General features: G+C 67.2%; 17 protein-coding genes. 14 read left to right on the top strand and 3 right to left on the bottom strand.

The window, feature by feature from the left end; all coding sequences use genetic code 11:
• The first annotated feature begins 60 nt into the window (after positions 1–60).
• Together AC5O77_RS15620 and AC5O77_RS15615 are read left to right on the top strand one after the other, a co-directional pair.
• The gene (locus AC5O77_RS15620) at positions 61–933 is read left to right on the top strand and encodes a PhzF family phenazine biosynthesis protein (protein ID WP_293794692.1); all 873 of its coding nucleotides are present in this window, start codon (positions 61–63) and stop codon (positions 931–933) included.
• A gap of 131 nt (positions 934–1,064) precedes the next feature.
• The gene (locus tag AC5O77_RS15615; RefSeq protein WP_125894204.1) at positions 1,065–1,943 is read left to right on the top strand and encodes a PhzF family phenazine biosynthesis protein; all 879 of its coding nucleotides are present in this window, start codon (positions 1,065–1,067) and stop codon (positions 1,941–1,943) included.
• A 162-nt stretch (positions 1,944–2,105) separates the two neighbouring features.
• On the opposite strand, the gene AC5O77_RS15610 is transcribed toward AC5O77_RS15615, so the two are convergent.
• Entirely contained in the window at positions 2,106–2,537 is a 432-nt protein-coding gene (locus AC5O77_RS15610) for an OsmC family protein (protein WP_005408443.1), read from the bottom strand.
• Between the two features lie 371 nt (positions 2,538–2,908).
• Here AC5O77_RS15610 and AC5O77_RS15605 point away from each other — a divergent pair, with 371 nt between their 5' ends.
• The 4 genes from AC5O77_RS15605 (at position 2,909) to AC5O77_RS15590 (ending at position 5,152) form a co-directional block, all read left to right on the top strand.
• Positions 2,909–3,307 carry an HU family DNA-binding protein gene (locus AC5O77_RS15605; RefSeq protein ID WP_010483539.1) on the top strand — a complete coding sequence of 133 codons (399 nt, stop codon included), beginning with the start codon at positions 2,909–2,911 and terminating at the stop codon, positions 3,305–3,307.
• Positions 3,308–3,561: 254 nt separating this feature from the next.
• A complete protein-coding gene (locus AC5O77_RS15600) occupies positions 3,562–3,870 on the top strand; it encodes a DUF3861 family protein (protein ID WP_032129232.1) in 309 nt (102 codons plus the stop codon).
• Between the two features lie 55 nt (positions 3,871–3,925).
• On the top strand, positions 3,926–4,474 hold the full coding sequence (locus tag AC5O77_RS15595) for a hypothetical protein (RefSeq protein WP_293794684.1): 549 nt from the start codon (positions 3,926–3,928) through the stop codon (positions 4,472–4,474).
• 81 nt (positions 4,475–4,555) lie between these two features.
• The gene (locus tag AC5O77_RS15590) at positions 4,556–5,152 is read left to right on the top strand and encodes a YceB family lipoprotein (protein WP_012510326.1); all 597 of its coding nucleotides are present in this window, start codon (positions 4,556–4,558) and stop codon (positions 5,150–5,152) included.
• Positions 5,153–5,224: 72 nt separating this feature from the next.
• On the opposite strand, the gene AC5O77_RS15585 is transcribed toward AC5O77_RS15590, so the two are convergent.
• On the bottom strand, positions 5,225–5,692 hold the full coding sequence (locus AC5O77_RS15585) for an SET domain-containing protein (protein ID WP_012479369.1): 468 nt from the start codon (positions 5,690–5,692) through the stop codon (positions 5,225–5,227).
• Positions 5,693–5,901: 209 nt separating this feature from the next.
• On the opposite strand from AC5O77_RS15585, the gene AC5O77_RS15580 reads away from it, so the two are divergent.
• The 5 genes from AC5O77_RS15580 (at position 5,902) to AC5O77_RS15560 (ending at position 11,204) form a co-directional block, all read left to right on the top strand.
• Positions 5,902–6,357, top strand: coding sequence for an SUF system Fe-S cluster assembly regulator (locus AC5O77_RS15580; protein WP_005408436.1), 456 nt, complete (start codon positions 5,902–5,904; stop codon positions 6,355–6,357).
• A gap of 17 nt (positions 6,358–6,374) precedes the next feature.
• Positions 6,375–7,850 (top strand): Fe-S cluster assembly protein SufB, encoded by a 1,476-nt coding sequence (gene sufB, locus AC5O77_RS15575; protein WP_478058016.1) that lies wholly within the window; start codon positions 6,375–6,377, stop codon positions 7,848–7,850.
• A 74-nt stretch (positions 7,851–7,924) separates the two neighbouring features.
• Positions 7,925–8,689 (top strand): Fe-S cluster assembly ATPase SufC, encoded by a 765-nt coding sequence (gene sufC, locus AC5O77_RS15570; RefSeq protein ID WP_032129235.1) that lies wholly within the window; start codon positions 7,925–7,927, stop codon positions 8,687–8,689.
• Entirely contained in the window at positions 8,689–9,951 is a 1,263-nt protein-coding gene (gene sufD / locus AC5O77_RS15565; RefSeq protein ID WP_317217212.1) for a Fe-S cluster assembly protein SufD, read from the top strand. Before sufC ends, sufD begins: the two co-directional genes overlap by 1 nt.
• Positions 9,948–11,204 (top strand): cysteine desulfurase, encoded by a 1,257-nt coding sequence (locus AC5O77_RS15560; RefSeq protein ID WP_478058017.1) that lies wholly within the window; start codon positions 9,948–9,950, stop codon positions 11,202–11,204. Before sufD ends, AC5O77_RS15560 begins: the two co-directional genes overlap by 4 nt.
• Positions 11,205–11,258: 54 nt before the next feature.
• On the opposite strand, the gene AC5O77_RS15555 is transcribed toward AC5O77_RS15560, so the two are convergent.
• The gene (locus tag AC5O77_RS15555; protein ID WP_494506955.1) at positions 11,259–11,711 is read right to left on the bottom strand and encodes a hypothetical protein; all 453 of its coding nucleotides are present in this window, start codon (positions 11,709–11,711) and stop codon (positions 11,259–11,261) included.
• A 102-nt stretch (positions 11,712–11,813) separates the two neighbouring features.
• Between AC5O77_RS15555 and AC5O77_RS15550 the strand changes: the two genes are divergently transcribed.
• From AC5O77_RS15550 to AC5O77_RS15540, 3 genes are all read left to right on the top strand, one after another.
• Entirely contained in the window at positions 11,814–12,353 is a 540-nt protein-coding gene (locus tag AC5O77_RS15550; protein WP_478058019.1) for a GNAT family N-acetyltransferase, read from the top strand.
• Positions 12,350–12,682, top strand: coding sequence for a non-heme iron oxygenase ferredoxin subunit (locus tag AC5O77_RS15545; protein ID WP_100437470.1), 333 nt, complete (start codon positions 12,350–12,352; stop codon positions 12,680–12,682). Before AC5O77_RS15550 ends, AC5O77_RS15545 begins: the two co-directional genes overlap by 4 nt.
• 710 nt (positions 12,683–13,392) lie before the next feature.
• Positions 13,393–15,717: a catecholate siderophore receptor Fiu gene (locus tag AC5O77_RS15540; RefSeq protein WP_279912749.1), complete on the top strand. Its 2,325-nt coding sequence runs from the start codon at positions 13,393–13,395 to the stop codon at positions 15,715–15,717.
• Positions 15,718–15,725 lie beyond the last annotated feature (8 nt).

Here is a 15,725-nt window from a genome sequence, read left to right as displayed (position 1 = left end):
AATGTGGGGAAGCCGCCCTCGGGGGCGGAACCTTTGATTCTAAGCGCAATATCCTCGTAGATGGCCGTCCTCCGTTACCTGCAGCTCGATGTCTTCGCCCCCCGCCCCGGCACCGGCAACCCACTGGGCGCCATCCTGGACGCCGACGAGCTCTCCAGCAGCCAGATGCAGGCCCTGGCCGCCTGGCTGAACCTGTCCGAGACGGTGTTCTTCCTGCGCCCCAGCGCGCCCGGCGCCGATTACCACATCCGCATCTTCACCCCGACCCGCGAGCTGGCATTTGCCGGCCACCCCAGCGTCGGCGCCGCCTGGGCGGCGGTGATCTGCGGCCTGGCGCAACCACGCGACGGTGCCCTGCTGCAGCAATGCGCGGCGGGGTTGCTGCCGGTACGGGTGAGCGGCCCGGCCGAGGCACTGCAGATCCAACTGGCCAGCCCACCGGCGCAGCAACTGGACACAGCGGCGGACGGAGCGCCGGAAACGCTGCTGGCGCTGGCTGCCAGCGGGCACGTACCCGAACTATGGGACAACGGCGCTCGCTGGTGGCTGCTGCCGCTGCGCGACGCCTCCGCCGTACGCAACCTGGTGCCGGACATGGCCGCACTGGCCGACTGGAGCCTCGCCACTGATGCCACCGGCCTGGCCGTGTTCGCCGACGAAGCTGGCACCGACCACACCCGGGTGGTGCGCGCTTTCTGCCCCGCTGATGCGGCCGCCGTACCCGAGGACCCGGTGACCGGCAGCGCCAATGCCCTGATCGGTGCCTGGCTGCGGCAGCGCGATGCCCTGCCGGGCCGCGAGGGCCACTACGTGGCGAGCCAAGGCCGCGAAGTCGGCCGCGATGGCCGCGTGCAGGTGCAGGTCGATGCGCAGGGCACGGTCTGGATCGGCGGCCAGGTGCAGCCGGTCATCGACGGCCACATCCACTGGTAGCGCACGGAAAAAAGGGGACGGAGGGAATTAAGTCGCTTATGGCACATGGGGCAAAAGCGACTTAATTCCCTCCGTCCCCTTTTTGGTGCCCCGCGCTACGCTATGCGGCCTGTTTACTGGAGTGCCGCCTGATGTCCACCCGCCGTTTCCTGCAGCTGGATGTGTTTTCCCCGCGCGCCGGCGCCGGCAATCCGCTGGCCGTGGTGCTCGATGCCGAGGGCCTGGACGACGCCAGCATGCAGGCCATCGCGCGCTGGACGCGCCTGCCCGAAACCACCTTCGTGTTCCCGCCGCAGGTCGCCGGTGCCAGTTACCGGCTGCGCATGTTCAGCCCGCAGAAGGAAGTTCCGTTTGCCGGCCACCCCAGCGTCGGCACCGCGCATGCGGTGCTGCAGGCCGGCCTGGCCGCAGCGGTCGATGGTGTGCTGGTGCAGGACGGCATTGCCGGTGCCCTGCCGCTGCGCGTCAGCGGTGAAGGTGCGCAGCAGCGCATCGCCATCCGCACGCCGCGCGCGCAGCTGGCCGAGACTGCCGAGGCGACCGATCCACGCCTGCAGGCCGCACTGAAGGACTGGCCGCTGGGCACGCTGCCGCCGGCGCGGATGCAGGGCGGACGCAGCTGGTGGGTGGTGCAGGTGGCCGATGAGGCCGCATTGCGCGCATTGCAGCCGGACTGGGATGCGGTGGCCGCACTGGCCGAGTCCACCGACAGCATGGGCGTGTTTGCCTATGCCTTCAGCGATGGCAGCGAGGGCTTCGATCTGGCCGTACGTGCCTTCGTCGGCAATGGACGCCGCTTCGAGGACGCCGCCTCCGGTGCCGCCAATGCGGTGCTGGCCGCATGGCTGGACCTGCGCGATGCGCTGCCCCGTGGTCGCGCACCGTTCGAAGTCAGCCAGGGCCGCGAAGTCGGCCACGACGCGCGCCTGACCCTTTTCGTCGATGAAGACGGGGAAGTCTGGTCCGGTGGCCAGGTGCAGACGGTGATTACCGGCACCCTTGATTGGTGATTGTGATGGGGGGTGGTAGAGCCGAAGGCAGCGGCAGGAGCCGCTGCCAACGTCGGATGCGACGGCTCGGAGGGTGGCGGCCAGGAAGGCCGCCATAACGCTGGCCGGCTGTTACCTGGACCTCGACATCATGCGGTTGCCGGCCAGCGGCCGGCACTACCCTCAGCCCAGCTCGGCTTCCAGGCTGATCGGCACCGCGCTCAGCGCCTTGGACACCGGACAGTTCTGCTTGGCGTCATCGGCAATCGCACGGAACTGCGTCGCGTCGATGCCCGGCACCACCGCCTTCACCTTCAGCCGGATCTGCGACAGCTGCGGGCCGCCTTCCAGCGACAGATCGACCTTGGCTTCGGTATCCAGCGAAGTCGGGGTGAAGCCGGCTTCGCCGAGCTTGGCCGACAGCGCCATGGTGAAACAGCCGGCGTGCGCGGCAGCGATCAGCTCTTCCGGATTGGTGCCCTTTTCGTCGCCGAAGCGGCTGTTGAAGCCGTAGCGGGTCTTGTCCAGCAGCCCACTCTGCGGCGTGCTCAACTGCCCCTTGCCCGACTTCAGATCGCCTTCCCAGTGCGCGGTGGCGTGTCGCGAGATTCCCATGTGCTGCTCCTGCGTGACGGTGATGAACGGTCACCCTCGCACGGGAGGCGTTAGCCCTGCGTCGCTCCGCCACACGCCACAGGTCCACCGGAAACCGGACAACTGGTCACTTCTTCGCCAGGCCGGCGCGCATTTTTCCCTTGTTTTCAGTGGTTTCGCGCATTCCTCCGATGGGCGGGCGCGGACCATCGCGCGCGCTGCCACACCCCCTTCCCCCACTGCCAGCCATGTACTGAATCGGCCTGGATATGAAAAAACATGCACTTTCCACGCTTCGGGCTATTGGCGGCGCCCGAGAGTTGCCCTACATTGCGCTTGCCGACGGGGTTCGGCGCCGACCAAACAACCAACCGTTCACGGAACAGGAAACCATGGCAAAGACCGCTAAGAAGGCTGCCCCGAAGAAGGCAGTGAAGAAAGTCGCGACGAAGGCAGCCGCCAAGCCGGCCGCTCCGAAGCCGATCAAGGAAGTGCTGACCAAGTCCGGCCTGGTTGCACACATCGCTGAAGCCTCCGGCGTCATCGCCAAGGACGTCCGCGCTGTGCTGGCCTCGCTTGAAAGCGCCGTCGCCTCCTCGGTGCACAAGAAGGGCGCTGGCTCCTTCACCCTGCCGGGCCTGCTGAAGATCACCACCGTCAATGTGCCGGCCAAGCCGAAGCGCAAGGGCATCAACCCGTTCACCAAGGAAGAGCAGTGGTTCGCTGCCAAGCCGGCCACCACCAAGCTGAAGGTGCGTCCGCTGAAGAAGCTGAAGGACGCCGCGCTGTAAGCGCGCGCCCCAACGCGGATTCCGACGGGACGGCTCTGGCCGTCCCGTTTTTTTTGTCCCAACCACAGCCCGCAACACAGCGTTGCCGCATCCCCGGGAATGCGCGTACAGGCCCGTCGCCATTGGCTGGACGTGGTCCGTTGCGGCCCCGGAACGTACCGGGTGGAACACTGCGTGCAGCCCCGGCCATCGCCGCCGAGCACGGCCTTGCCTAAGGTGGGCACATCCTCCACAGCTACGGCGAGCACACCCTCATGGCCAGCCCCTCCACCCGCTACCGGATCTCGGTGACCCCCATCGAAAAGGACGGGTTGCAGTGCACCGGGCGCTGCACCATCGAACTGGAACATCGCGCAAGCCGCGACCTGATGCGCCTGCTGGAAGCAGCACCGCGTACCGCTGGTATCAGCGGCGACGAGCGCGCGACGCTGGTGATCGCCACCCAGCTGCTGCGCGACATCGTGCAGCGCCACGCCGACACCGAAGGGCATGCCCTGGCCGCCATCGCCACGCAGGTGCTGCCGGCGCTGGATGCACTGGAACAGCTGCCCTCCTCCCGCTGATCGCGGAACAGCCGATACACTGCCTCCTTCCGTTCGCCTCGGGGAGGAGGCAGACATGCGCAGGTTCCTGATACTGCTCGCACCGCTGGTGCTGCTGGCCTGTTCCCGGCCGACATCGCAATCCGATCCAGCGGATGCCACACCGTCGGTCACGGCCGAGGCAGCTGCCCGCACGAAGTCACAGGCCGCCGCAGAAGGCGATGCAACGGCCGTGCAGGCCATCGATGTCGATCCCCTGTTTGCCGCCGTCGCGGCCGAGGCCGAGCTGCCGGCGGGAATGCTCAATGCCTATGTCATGGCCCTGCTCAATCGCGATCGCAAGGCCGTCGACGCCGCGTGGACCTTCCCGCCCAGCGATGCACGACGCGCCGACGATGCCGCATTGCGCCAGCTCACGGACGTGCGCAGCCTGCGCCTGACCAGCGAACTACCGATCGCGCGCGACGGTCACCAGCCGCCGCAGCTGCTGGAGGTTCCGGTGCAGATCCGCGCAGTGACCCCTGAGGGCACCTTCCGCTTCGGTGGCTGGTACCGGGTGCAACCCCGTGCCGATGGCCGCGCCTGGCAGATCCAGTCGGCGCAACTGCGCCCATCGCTGGACTGAACCGTTGCAGCGGCATGCACGCGCGATTCAGCCGGCACGGCTACTCTTTGATTCGTCCATTCATATCCACCGGTCACCGCCATGCGCCTGCGTTCCCTGATGACCCGCCTCGCGGCCTCCACCGTACTGATCGCCGCTGCGATCGGCGCCCAGGCCGCCCCTTCCATTTCCGGCCGCGAACTGTCGGTCGGCGCCAGTGACGTGCAGCAGTACCTCGATGGCAGCTTCCCACGCACCCAGGACGCCCTCGGCGGCCTGATCGCGCTGACCATGAGCCATCCACAGCTGAGCCTTCCGGCCGGCGAGCGGCTGAACCTGGGCATGGATGTGGCACTGGCCACCGCCGGTGGCAACCCGGCCAAGCTGGGCACGGTGAAGCTCAGCAGCGGCCTGCGCTATGACGCGCAGACCCAGGGCTTCCACCTGCAGCAGCCGAGCGTGGATGACTTCACCCCGGCCAACCAGGGCGGTCGCCTCGATTCGCGCACCCGCGGCCTGCTCAATGCCTGGCTGAGCGACTACGCCCAGCGCGAACCGATCTACAAGCTGGACCCGGCCGTGGCCGGCCTGCTCGGCGCGCTGCAGGTGCAGTCGGCGCAGGTGAAGAACGGCAAGCTGGTGGTCACCTTCAACCAGAACCTGGGCAACCTGGTGCCGGCAGGCGTGCTGGGTAAGTAAGGTAGTGCCGGCCGCTGGCCGGCACGCTTTTCACATGTGTGCCGGCCAGCGGCCGGCACTACCCGCTGCGGGTCAGCGCTTGGGCTGCAGCATGGTGCCGGTGCACTTGGGCGAGCCGCAGCGGCACTCCCAGATCTTCTTCAGCTTGGCGGTGTGACGCTCGGCCAGGGTGATGCCGTAGTTGTAGGTCAACTCTTCGCCGGCCTTGATGTCACGCAGCGCCTCGATGAACACCTTGTCGCCGCGGCTGTCGCCGTCCTCGTCTTCCTCGATCACCGCCTCGCAGTTCGGGTCGCAGCTGTGGTTGATCCAGCGCGCGTCATTGCCCTTGTAGTTGGCATCGATCACCCAGTCGTCGTTGAGGGTGAACAGGAAGGTATGGCCACTTTCGACGTCGCCGCTGTCATCGGCATCAACGTCGCCGTGGCTGCGCAGCAGGCCCTTGTACTGGATCACGCGCTCGCCCTGCTTGATCGGGGCCACGGCGAACACGCCGTTGCCATGGATAGCGGACTTGCGGGCTTGGATCTTCTTCGGCATCGGCACGGGCTGTTTGCAGCGAATGGAACAGGGATTCTCGCCCATTCCGGGTGATTGCGAAAATCACCCCGTTGGCGCAGCATTGCGCCCTGGCAACGGCCCCGGTGTGTCCTCCCGGCCCGGCCCCAGCGCCGGCTGAATGCCCGGGTTGGATGGCGGCGAATAAAAGCGTACAATTTCAGTCCGCTTTAAGAACCACTCGCATCCCCATGTTGCGCGTCACCAAACTCACCGATTACGCCACCGTCGTGCTGACCGTGCTCGCCGCCCGTCCGGGCGAGGTGCTCAGTGCCACCGAGCTGGCCGAATTCACCGGTCTGGAGCCGCCCACCGTCAGCAAGGTGCTCAAGCCGCTGGCCCAGGCCGGCCTGGTTGAAGGCCTGCGCGGCGTCCGTGGCGGCTACCGCCTGACCCGCCCGGCCATCGAGATCTCGCTGTTCGAAGTGGTCGAAGCGATGGAAGGGCCACTGGCCCTGACCGAATGCAGCCACGACCACCACCAGTGCGGCATGGCGCCCAAGTGCGGCGCGCGCAGCAGCTGGCGGCTGATCAACGACGTGGTTTCCGAGGCCCTGCGCGATGTCACCCTTGCGCAGATCCTGCCCCCTCTCCCCCTTGCCGATGACGAACAGCGCCGCACCATCGCTGTCGACGTCGTCTCCTGATCCGTAGGCAGCCCCCCATGGCCACCGAAACCATCGAAAACGTCGCCCACGACGACACCCCCAACCGCGAGATCCACGAGCAGCTCGGCCGCAAGTATTCGGCCGGCTTCATCACCGAGATCGAATCGGACTCCCTGCCGCCGGGCCTGGACGAGGACACCATCCGTGCCCTGTCGGCCAAGAAGGAAGAGCCGGAGTGGATGACGCAGTGGCGCCTGGACGCCTACCGCCACTTCCTGACCATGCCGATGCCGGACTGGGCCAAGCTGGAGATCGCGCCGATCGACCTGCAGGCGCTCAGCTACTACTCCGCGCCGAAGGGCCCGAAGTACGCCTCGCTGGATGACGTGCCGAAGGAACTTCTGGACACCTACGACAAGCTGGGCGTGCCGCTGCACGAGCGTGCCAAGCTGGCCGGCGTGGCGGTGGACGCGGTGTTCGACTCGGTGTCCGTCGGCACCACGTTCCGCAAGGAACTGGCCGAGAAGGGCATCATTTTCTGCTCGATGTCCGAGGCCATCAAGGAACACCCGGAACTGGTCCGCCAGTACCTGGGCACCGTGGTGCCGGTGGGCGACAACTACTTCGCCGCGCTCAACTCGGCGGTGTTCTCCGATGGCAGCTTCGTGTTCATTCCCAAAGGCGTTCGCTGCCCGATGGAACTGAGCACCTACTTCCGCATCAATGCCGGCCACACCGGCCAGTTCGAGCGCACCCTGATCGTGTGCGAGGACAAGGCCTACGTGTCCTACCTGGAAGGCTGCACCGCGCCGATGCGCGACGAGAACCAGCTGCACGCTGCGGTGGTCGAGCTGGTCGCGCTGGAAGATGCGGAGATCAAGTACTCCACCGTGCAGAACTGGTACCCGGGCGACGAGAACGGCGTCGGCGGCATCTACAACTTCGTCACCAAGCGTGCCGAATGCCGTGGCGCGCGCAGCAAGGTCACCTGGACCCAGGTCGAGACCGGCTCGGCGATCACCTGGAAGTACCCGTCCTGCGTGCTGCTGGGCGACGACTCGGTGGGTGAATTCCACTCCGTCGCGCTGACCCATCACCGCCAGCAGGCCGACACCGGCACCAAGATGATCCACGTCGGCAAGCGCACCAAGAGCAAGATCGTCAGCAAGGGCATCAGCGCCGGCCGCGGCCAGAACACCTACCGCGGCCTGGTCAAGGTCGACCGCAACGCCGACGGCGCGCGCAACTACACCCAGTGCGATTCGCTGCTGATCGGCAAGCAGTGCGGCGCGCACACCTTCCCCTACATCGAAGTGAAGAACCCGGGCGCCACCGTCGAGCACGAGGCAACCACCTCCAAGATCTCCGATGACCAGCTGTTCTACTGCCGCGCCCGTGGCATCAGCCAGGAAGACGCGGTATCGCTGATCGTCGACGGCTTCTGCAAGCAGGTGTTCCGCGAACTGCCGATGGAGTTCGCGGTGGAAGCCAAGAAGCTGCTGGAAGTCTCGCTGGAAGGTTCGGTGGGCTGACCGCCCGCCCCTGCCCCTCGCAAACGCATTCTCTTTATCGGCGGGCCCTGGCCCGCCCCACGGAACCCCCCACCATGCTGAAGATCGAAAACCTCCACGCCCGCATCGGCGACAAGGAAATCCTCAAGGGCCTGTCGCTGGATGTGAAGCCCGGCCAGGTGCACGCCATCATGGGCCCGAACGGCGCCGGCAAGTCCACCCTGGGCAATGTCCTGGCCGGCCGCGACGGCTACGAAGTGACCGAAGGCAGCGTGCAGTTCGACGGCGTCGACCTGCTGGAGCAGGACCCGGAAGCGCGCGCCGCTGCCGGCCTGTTCCTGGCGTTCCAGTACCCGGTGGAAATCCCGGGCGTGAACAACACCTACTTCCTGCGCGCGGCACTGAACGCCCAGCGCAAGGCGCGCGGTGAGGAAGAACTCGATTCCATGCAGTTCCTCAAGCTGGTGCGCCAGAAGCTGGCCGTGCTGCACCTGAAGGACGAACTGCTGCACCGTGGCGTCAACGAAGGCTTCTCCGGTGGCGAGAAGAAGCGCAACGAGATCTTCCAGCTGGCCGTGCTGGAACCGAAGCTGGCGATCCTGGACGAAACCGACTCGGGCCTGGACATCGACGCGCTGAAGAGCGTGGCCGATGGTGTCAACGCACTGCGCGCCGCCGACCGCTCGTTCCTGGTCATCACCCACTACCAGCGCCTGCTGGACTACATCAAGCCGGACGTGGTGCACGTGCTGGCCGATGGCCGCATCGTCAAGAGTGGCGGCCCGGAGCTGGCACTGGAACTGGAAGCGCACGGCTATGATTTCCTGAAGGACCGGGTCGTGCCCGAGGCGGCGGTCTGATGAGCGCCCTGCTTGATTCGATGGCCCAGGCCTTCTGCGGCAGCGATGCGCGCCGCGAAGTGCTGGATGCGGCCCTGCGCGACGGCCTGCCGGCCGCCCGCAACGAAGCCTGGAAGTACACCTCGCTGCGCCAGCTGGAACGCCGTTCGTTCGCCGCGGCACCGTTGCAGGGCCCGGCGCTGGACACCGCGCTGCTGGACGACATCCCGGCGCCGCGCCTGGTGTTCGTCAACGGCCGCCTGGATGCCGCGCTGAGCGACGTGCAGGCGCTGCCGGCCGGCGTGCAGCTGCAGCCGTTGTCGGCCGCACTGGCCGCCGGTGAAGACGCCGTGCGTTTCCTCGGCCGCCGCTACGAGCGCAGCGAGGAGATCTTCGCCCGCCTGAATGCCGCGCTGGCCGATGAAGGCGTGGTGCTGCGCGTGGATGAAGGCGTACAGGTCGACGTGCCGCTGCAGCTGGTGTTCGCCAGCGTCGCCGGCGACACCGATCTGGCCTGGCACCACCGTCACCTGATCGAACTGCGTGCCGGCGCCAGCCTGGGCGTGGTCGAGCATCGCTTCAGCGTGGGTGACTCCGCCCACCTGGACAACACCGTGCTGCATGCCCACGTCGCCCGTGATGCCGTGCTCAAGCACGCCCGCGTGCAGGCCGGCAGCGCGCGCCAGACCAGCTTCCTGCGCACCGACGCGGTGCTGGCCCGCGACGCGCAGTACCACCGCGTCGACCTGGAACTGGGCGCCGCGCTCAGCCGCCATGAACTGAACGTGCGCCTGGAAGGCGACAATGCCCAGCTGACCGCCAACGGCGTGCTGCTTGGCAATGGCCGCCGCCACGTCGAAACCCGCCTGGGCATCGACCACATCGCACGCGATACCGCCTGCGAACTGCTGTGGCGCGGCGTCGCCGCCAACCGCAGCCGCGTGGTGTTCCATGGTGGCATCCAGATCCGCGAAGGCGCCGATGGCACCGACGCGAACCTGTCCAACAAGAACCTGCTGCTGTCGGCCGATGCCGAGATCGACACCCAGCCGACGCTGGTGATCGACGCCGATGAAGTGAAGGCCGCGCACGGCGCGACCGTCGGCCAGCTCGATGCCAATGCGCTGTTCTACCTGCGCTCGCGCGGCCTGCCGCAGGCCCAGGCGCAGGCACTGCTGAGCGCCGCGTTCTGCCACGAGCCGCTGAAGATCCTGCCCGACGCACTGCGTGCGCAGCTGGCACGTCGGCTGGACAAGGCCCTCGCCGAGGCGGGTGTGGCATGAACCTGTCCACGCCGCGCCCGATCGAAGAACGCACCGGCGCCCCCGACTGGGACCGCGTCCGCCTCGACTTCCCGCTGCTGATGCGCGAAGTGCACGGCAAGCCGCTGGTCTATTTCGACAATGCCAACACCGGCCAGAAGCCGGTGCAGGTGATCGGCGCGGTGGACGAGTTCTACCGCCGCTACAACGCCAACGTCAGCCGCGCGGTGCATGCACTGGGCAGCGAAGCCACCGATGCCTACGAAGGCGCACGCAACAAGCTGGCGCGCTTCCTCAACGTGCGCCCCGGCGACCTGGTGCTGTGCAGTGGCACCACCTTCGCCATCAACCTGGTGGCCTACTCGTGGGCGCTGCCACGGCTGAAGGCCGGTGACGTGATCCTGATCACGCGCATGGAGCACCACGCCAACATCGTGCCGTGGCAGCTGGTCGCGCAGCGTACCGGCGCCACCATCCGCGTGGCCGAGATCACGCCTGACGGCGCACTCGATCTGGATGCGCTGCGCGCGGCAATGACCCCGGAGGTCAAGCTGCTGGCGGTCACCCACGTCTCGAACGTGCTGGGCACGGTCAACCCGGTGCGCGAGATCTGCCGCGAAGCGCGCAAGCGCGGCATCATCACCGTGGTCGATGGCTCGCAGGCGGTACCGCACCGCAAGGTCGATGTCGCCGCGATCGGCTGCGATTTCTACGCCATTACCGGCCACAAGATGTGCGGCCCGACCGGCACCGGTGCGCTGTGGGCCCGTCGCGAGCACTTGGACGCGATGCCGCCGTTCCTCGGCGGCGGCGAGATGATCAAGGAAGTCAGCTTCGACGGCACCGTGTTCAACGATGCCCCGCACAAGTTCGAAGCCGGCACCCCGAACATCGCCGGTTTCATCGGCCTGGGTGTGGCTGCCGACTACCTGCAGCAGCTTGGCCAGGAGAACGTGGAAGCCCGCGAAGCCGAACTGCTGGCGCACTTCACCGAAGAGCTGCGCCGCGTCGACGGCCTGCGCATCATCGGCGAAGCGCCGGAGAAGGCCGCCGTGGTCTCGTTCCTGATCGACGGCGCGCATGCCCACGATCTGGCCACCCTTCTGGATCTGGAAGGCGTGGCCGTGCGCTCGGGCCAGCACTGCGCGCATCCGCTGCTGCAGTACTTTGGCGTCGCGGCCACCTGCCGTGCCTCGCTGGCGTTCTACAACACGCACGCCGAGATCGAGCGGTTCATGACCGCGCTGACCAAGGTACGCAAACTGCTGGGGTGAGATTCCCGGGCCAGCCGGAAGCATCGAGAACGCCGCGGGAAACCGCGGCGTTTTTCATGGCGGCGCCGATGGCAGGATCGAAGACACGCAGAGCTCCGCAGGCCATTGCCCAAGATGCCCCTTGCCGAAAGGGAAATCGGGCCGGCCCGCCGCTACGATTCCGGTGAGTTCAACCGCCTGCTCCGGCGGCAGCACCAGGATGGGAATTCCATTCACCCACACGCCCTCAGCCGCCCATGGGTCCTGTACCGACGGCCCGGGATGCAGCGCAGACATTTCAAAACCATCAACGTAGGCACCCCGCACGCGTAACAATCTCCCGTGATAGCGCATGGGATCAGCCCGTAGCGCCTCCAACGTGACCGGCAACGCACGGGACGGACTGAAACCCGGGCACCCCAGGCCGTTGGGCGCAATGCCGCCGCCGTCCACATGCGCCGGCAGACGTACCAGGGCCATCATCATCCCCGCGGTCAACGCCAGCGCGATTCCCCTCGACACGTCCACGCCACGGCCCTGTATGACAATTGATGAAGCGCGAGCATACCGTTGCCGGAACTGCCGGGGCGCCCCATTTGCGCCCGCCCCCACCCCACCTAGAATGTGCCCATGACCACCCTGACCTTCCGCGCCGCCACGTCGGCCGACATCCCCGCCCTCATTGCCCTCGTCACCTCGGCCTACCGGGGTGATGCCAGCCGCGTCGGCTGGACCACCGAAGCCGACCTGCTGGACGGCGCCCGCATCGATGCCGAAGGCATCCAGGCCGACCTGGACCGCCCGCGCTCCACCATCCTGCTGGCCGAACGCGACGGCCAGCTGGTGGCCTGCGCCCACGTCGCCGATGTCGACGGCAAGGGCTACTTCGGCATGTTCTCGGTCGACCCGGCCCAGCAGGGTGGCGGCGTCGGCAAGCAGCTGATGGACGCCGCCGAAGCGCACGCCGCACGCGAATGGAAGGTGCCGGTGATGCAGATGACGGTGATCGACGTGCGCGACGAGCTGATCGCCTTCTACGAGCGCCGCGGCTATCTGCGCACCGGCATCAAGAAGCCGTTCCCGTACGGCGACGAGCGTTTCGGCATTCCCAAGCGCGACGACCTGCGCTTCGAGATCCTGGAAAAGCCGCTGGCCGGAGCCGCCGCGTGAGCGATACCTGGACCTTCGTCTGTGCCGGCACCGAGCTGCTGCCGGGTGAAATGAAGAGCGTGTTCGACGAAGTGACCGGCACGCCGATCGTGGTGTTCAACCTCGACGGTGAGTTGTACGCGCTGGAAGACCAGTGCACACATGAAGAGTTCGAGCTGTCCTCGGGCGAGTTCAACACCACCGAGGGCAGCGTGGAGTGCGTGCTGCACGGCGCGCGCTTCGACGTGCGTGACGGCCGCGCCCTGTGTGCCCCGGCCTACAGCCCTGTGCCCAAGTTTCCGGTGAAGCGCGAGCACGACGCTGTCTGGACCCGCGACGACCGGGATTGAGGCAGCGCTCGGCCCAGAGAGCCCCCCCCCCAGAGGGCGCCCCTCGGGAGAGCATTCACCCACGGGGTGGATCTACCGCAAGGCCATTAGAGCCTCCCCAGGGCGTCCCCGGGCCATCTCGGTGGCCCGGAACGACCCGTACATGCGAATCATTATCGTTGATGTTATTCTACGTAACATCTTCGTAACGACTCAGCCCCCGCGCCATGGCTTCGCCCGCGCCCACCGCCACGCTGTGCCAGCTTGCCCGTCAAGGGTGGCCGCTGCTCGTGGCCGTGCTGCTGACGCTGGTGTTGGGTTGGTCTGCGTTGCATGAAGGCAGGCACACGGCGACCGCCGATGCGCCGACTCTGTATGCTCAGGATGTGTCGCCCGCGTCCCCGCCACACGTGCTGCCGCACGAACAGGCGATGCACCCCGCTGAATCCGAACCCGATGGCAGTCGCGGCGACAAACCTCGTGCCCTGCGGCGACTCTGCCTGCAGCACCCTGACAATGCACCTGCAGACGCTCCGGCGCCGGTGACACCGACCCCTCCGGTGCTCGCACCGGGCCGGCGCCAGCCCCCATCCCACGCACCGCCCGCGCTGCTGGCCTGACGCTCTGCTGCGCCATGCGCAGCCGCATCCGCACGCCCCCCCTCGTTCTACGTACTGCTGCCGCGCGGCCCGCGCCGGCCGCCTCTCCCTGTTCCCCTTCTGCAGACGCCCATGAACCCGATCAAGAGCCGCAAGCACGCTTCGCCGCTTCGTACCCTGCCGCTGGCCACCGCCAGTCTTGCCGCCGGCCTCGGCCTGGCCACCCTGCCCGCGCTGGCCCACGCTGAAGCCACCGACAACGCCCGCACGCTGGACAAGATCGACGTGCACGCCACCCGGGGCTACAAAGCCGACAAGGTGGCCTCGCCGAAGTTCACCCAGCGCCTGCAGGACACGCCGCAAACCATCCAAGTGATTACCAGCGACCTGTTCAACCAGCAGGGCGCAACGACCCTCACCGAGGCACTGCGCAACAGCCCCGGCGTGGGCACCTTCTACGCCGGTGAGAACGGCAACACCACCACCGGCGACGCGCTGTTCATGCGCGGCTTCGACACCTCCAACAGCCTGTATGTGGACGGTGTGCGCGACCTGGGCTCGATCTCGCGCGATGTATTCAACATCGAACAGGTGGAAGTGACCAAGGGGCCGGCCGGCACCGACAATGGCCGTTCGGCGCCGACCGGCGCGATCAACCTTGTCAGCAAGCAGGCCAACCTGCAGGACGCGACGTCGGCCAGCATTTCGCTGGGCAGCGACCAGCAGCGCCGCGCCACCGCCGACTGGAACCAGTCGCTGGGCACCACCAGCGCGCTGCGCATCAACGGCATGTGGCAGGACAGCGACCAGCCCGGCCGCGACCACGTGCAGAACAAGCGCTGGGGCATCGCACCGTCGCTGGCCTTCGGCCTGGGCACTGCCACGCGCTACTACCTCAACCTGCTGTACGTGAAGCAGGACAACGTGCCCGATGGTGGCGTGCCCACCCTGGGCCTGCCGGGCTGGACGCCGCAGCCGACGCTGGAAGCGCTGGCCGGGCACCCGGTCGATCCGGAGAACTTCTACGGCACCCGCGCCGACCACGATGACGTGACCGCGAAGATGGCCACGTTCCGTTTCGAGCACGACTTCAACGACAGCGTGCGCCTGACCAACACCGCCCGCTGGGGTCGCACCGAACAGGACTACCTGCTCACCGCCTTCATGGGCACCGGCGTGCGCGGCGCAGGCGGCCGCCCGACCGGCAACATCACCTATGCCAACCCGGCCGACCTTTCCAGCTACGCCATCGCGCGCAGCCTGCCGACCTTCAAGGACCAGCGCAACACGATCCTCACCGATCAGCTGAACCTGCGCGCCGACTTCGCCACCGGCGCGGTCGGGCACGCATTGAGCGCTGGCCTGGAATTCACCCGTGAAGAACTGGACAGCTACGGCCAGGCCGCCGCTGCCGGTACCAGCTGGCCCGCTGCGAACCTGTACAACCCGGACTGGAACGTCAGCGGCCTGAACTGGGCGCACAACGGCGCCGATGCACATGGCAAGACCACCACCTCCTCGGTGTACCTGTTCGATACCCTGTCCTTCGGCGAAAGCTTCCTGTTGACCGCTGGCGTGCGTGCGGACCACTACAAGACCGAGTACGCCAGCGCGTCGGTGTGTGGTGGCCGCGGCGGCCCGGCGTGTGGCAGCAATCCTGCCGGCACGGTGCTGCGCAACCCGACGCTGGACGCGTCCGATACGCTGCTGAACTGGAAGCTCGGCGCCCTCTACAAGGTCGGCGATGCCGTCAGCGTCTACGCCAACTACGCCATCTCGCAACAACCCCCGGGTGGTGCCAACTTCCAGCTGAGCAGCTCGGCCAGCAGTGCCGACAACCCCAAGCTGGACCCGCAGAAGGCCAAGACCTTCGAAGTGGGCAGCAAGTGGGCGTTCCTGGATGACGCCCTGGCAGTGAACCTTGCGTTGTTCCAGACGGACGTGGACAACGAGATCAACACCACCGTGCTCGACGATGCCGGCAACCCGACCCAGACCGGCAGCAAGCGGGTCAAGGGCGTGGAGCTCTCCGCAGTCGGCCGCCTGACCGACAACTGGTCGGTCAGCGCCGGATACAGCCACCTGGACACCGACGTAAGGGAAGGCGCGAAGGTGGCCGCCGATGGCACAACCAACCTGACCTATACCCCGGACGACACGTTCACCGGCTGGACCAGCTACACCCTGCCCTACGGCATCACCGTGGGCGGCGGCGTACGCTATGCCGCCGGCATGCACCGCGGCACCGACGGCGCGGTGGGCACCCCGTCGTTCACCAAGTCCTACGTGGTGTATGACGCGGTCGTGTCCTGGGCGATCAATGAGACGATCTCGCTGCGCTTGAACGGCTACAACCTGTTCGACAAGCAGTACGTGGCCAGCATCAACAAGAGCGGCTACCGTTACACCCCGGGTGCCCCGCGCACCTTCCTGCTCAGCGCGGACATCCGCTTCTGATGCAGCAC

The organism is Stenotrophomonas sp. INTA L402-1, from assembly GCF_059295135.1.
The sequence above is the reverse complement of the archived record's forward strand: the minus strand, read 5'-3'. Positions and strand labels throughout refer to the sequence as shown.

Coding starts and splice junctions, on each gene's coding strand:
- AC5O77_RS15560 (WP_478058017.1), top strand. CDS start 9,948: ATGAACCTGTCCACGCCGCGCCCGATCGAAGAACGCACCGGCGCCCCC.
- sufC (WP_032129235.1), top strand. CDS start 7,925: ATGCTGAAGATCGAAAACCTCCACGCCCGCATCGGCGACAAGGAAATC.
- AC5O77_RS15550 (WP_478058019.1), top strand. CDS start 11,814: ATGACCACCCTGACCTTCCGCGCCGCCACGTCGGCCGACATCCCCGCC.
- AC5O77_RS15605 (WP_010483539.1), top strand. CDS start 2,909: ATGGCAAAGACCGCTAAGAAGGCTGCCCCGAAGAAGGCAGTGAAGAAA.
- AC5O77_RS15580 (WP_005408436.1), top strand. CDS start 5,902: ATGTTGCGCGTCACCAAACTCACCGATTACGCCACCGTCGTGCTGACC.
- sufB (WP_478058016.1), top strand. CDS start 6,375: ATGGCCACCGAAACCATCGAAAACGTCGCCCACGACGACACCCCCAAC.
- AC5O77_RS15585 (WP_012479369.1), bottom strand. CDS start 5,692: ATGCCGAAGAAGATCCAAGCCCGCAAGTCCGCTATCCATGGCAACGGC.
- AC5O77_RS15590 (WP_012510326.1), top strand. CDS start 4,556: ATGCGCCTGCGTTCCCTGATGACCCGCCTCGCGGCCTCCACCGTACTG.
- AC5O77_RS15615 (WP_125894204.1), top strand. CDS start 1,065: ATGTCCACCCGCCGTTTCCTGCAGCTGGATGTGTTTTCCCCGCGCGCC.
- AC5O77_RS15620 (WP_293794692.1), top strand. CDS start 61: ATGGCCGTCCTCCGTTACCTGCAGCTCGATGTCTTCGCCCCCCGCCCC.
- AC5O77_RS15600 (WP_032129232.1), top strand. CDS start 3,562: ATGGCCAGCCCCTCCACCCGCTACCGGATCTCGGTGACCCCCATCGAA.
- AC5O77_RS15610 (WP_005408443.1), bottom strand. CDS start 2,537: ATGGGAATCTCGCGACACGCCACCGCGCACTGGGAAGGCGATCTGAAG.
- AC5O77_RS15540 (WP_279912749.1), top strand. CDS start 13,393: ATGAACCCGATCAAGAGCCGCAAGCACGCTTCGCCGCTTCGTACCCTG.
- AC5O77_RS15595 (WP_293794684.1), top strand. CDS start 3,926: ATGCGCAGGTTCCTGATACTGCTCGCACCGCTGGTGCTGCTGGCCTGT.
- sufD (WP_317217212.1), top strand. CDS start 8,689: ATGAGCGCCCTGCTTGATTCGATGGCCCAGGCCTTCTGCGGCAGCGAT.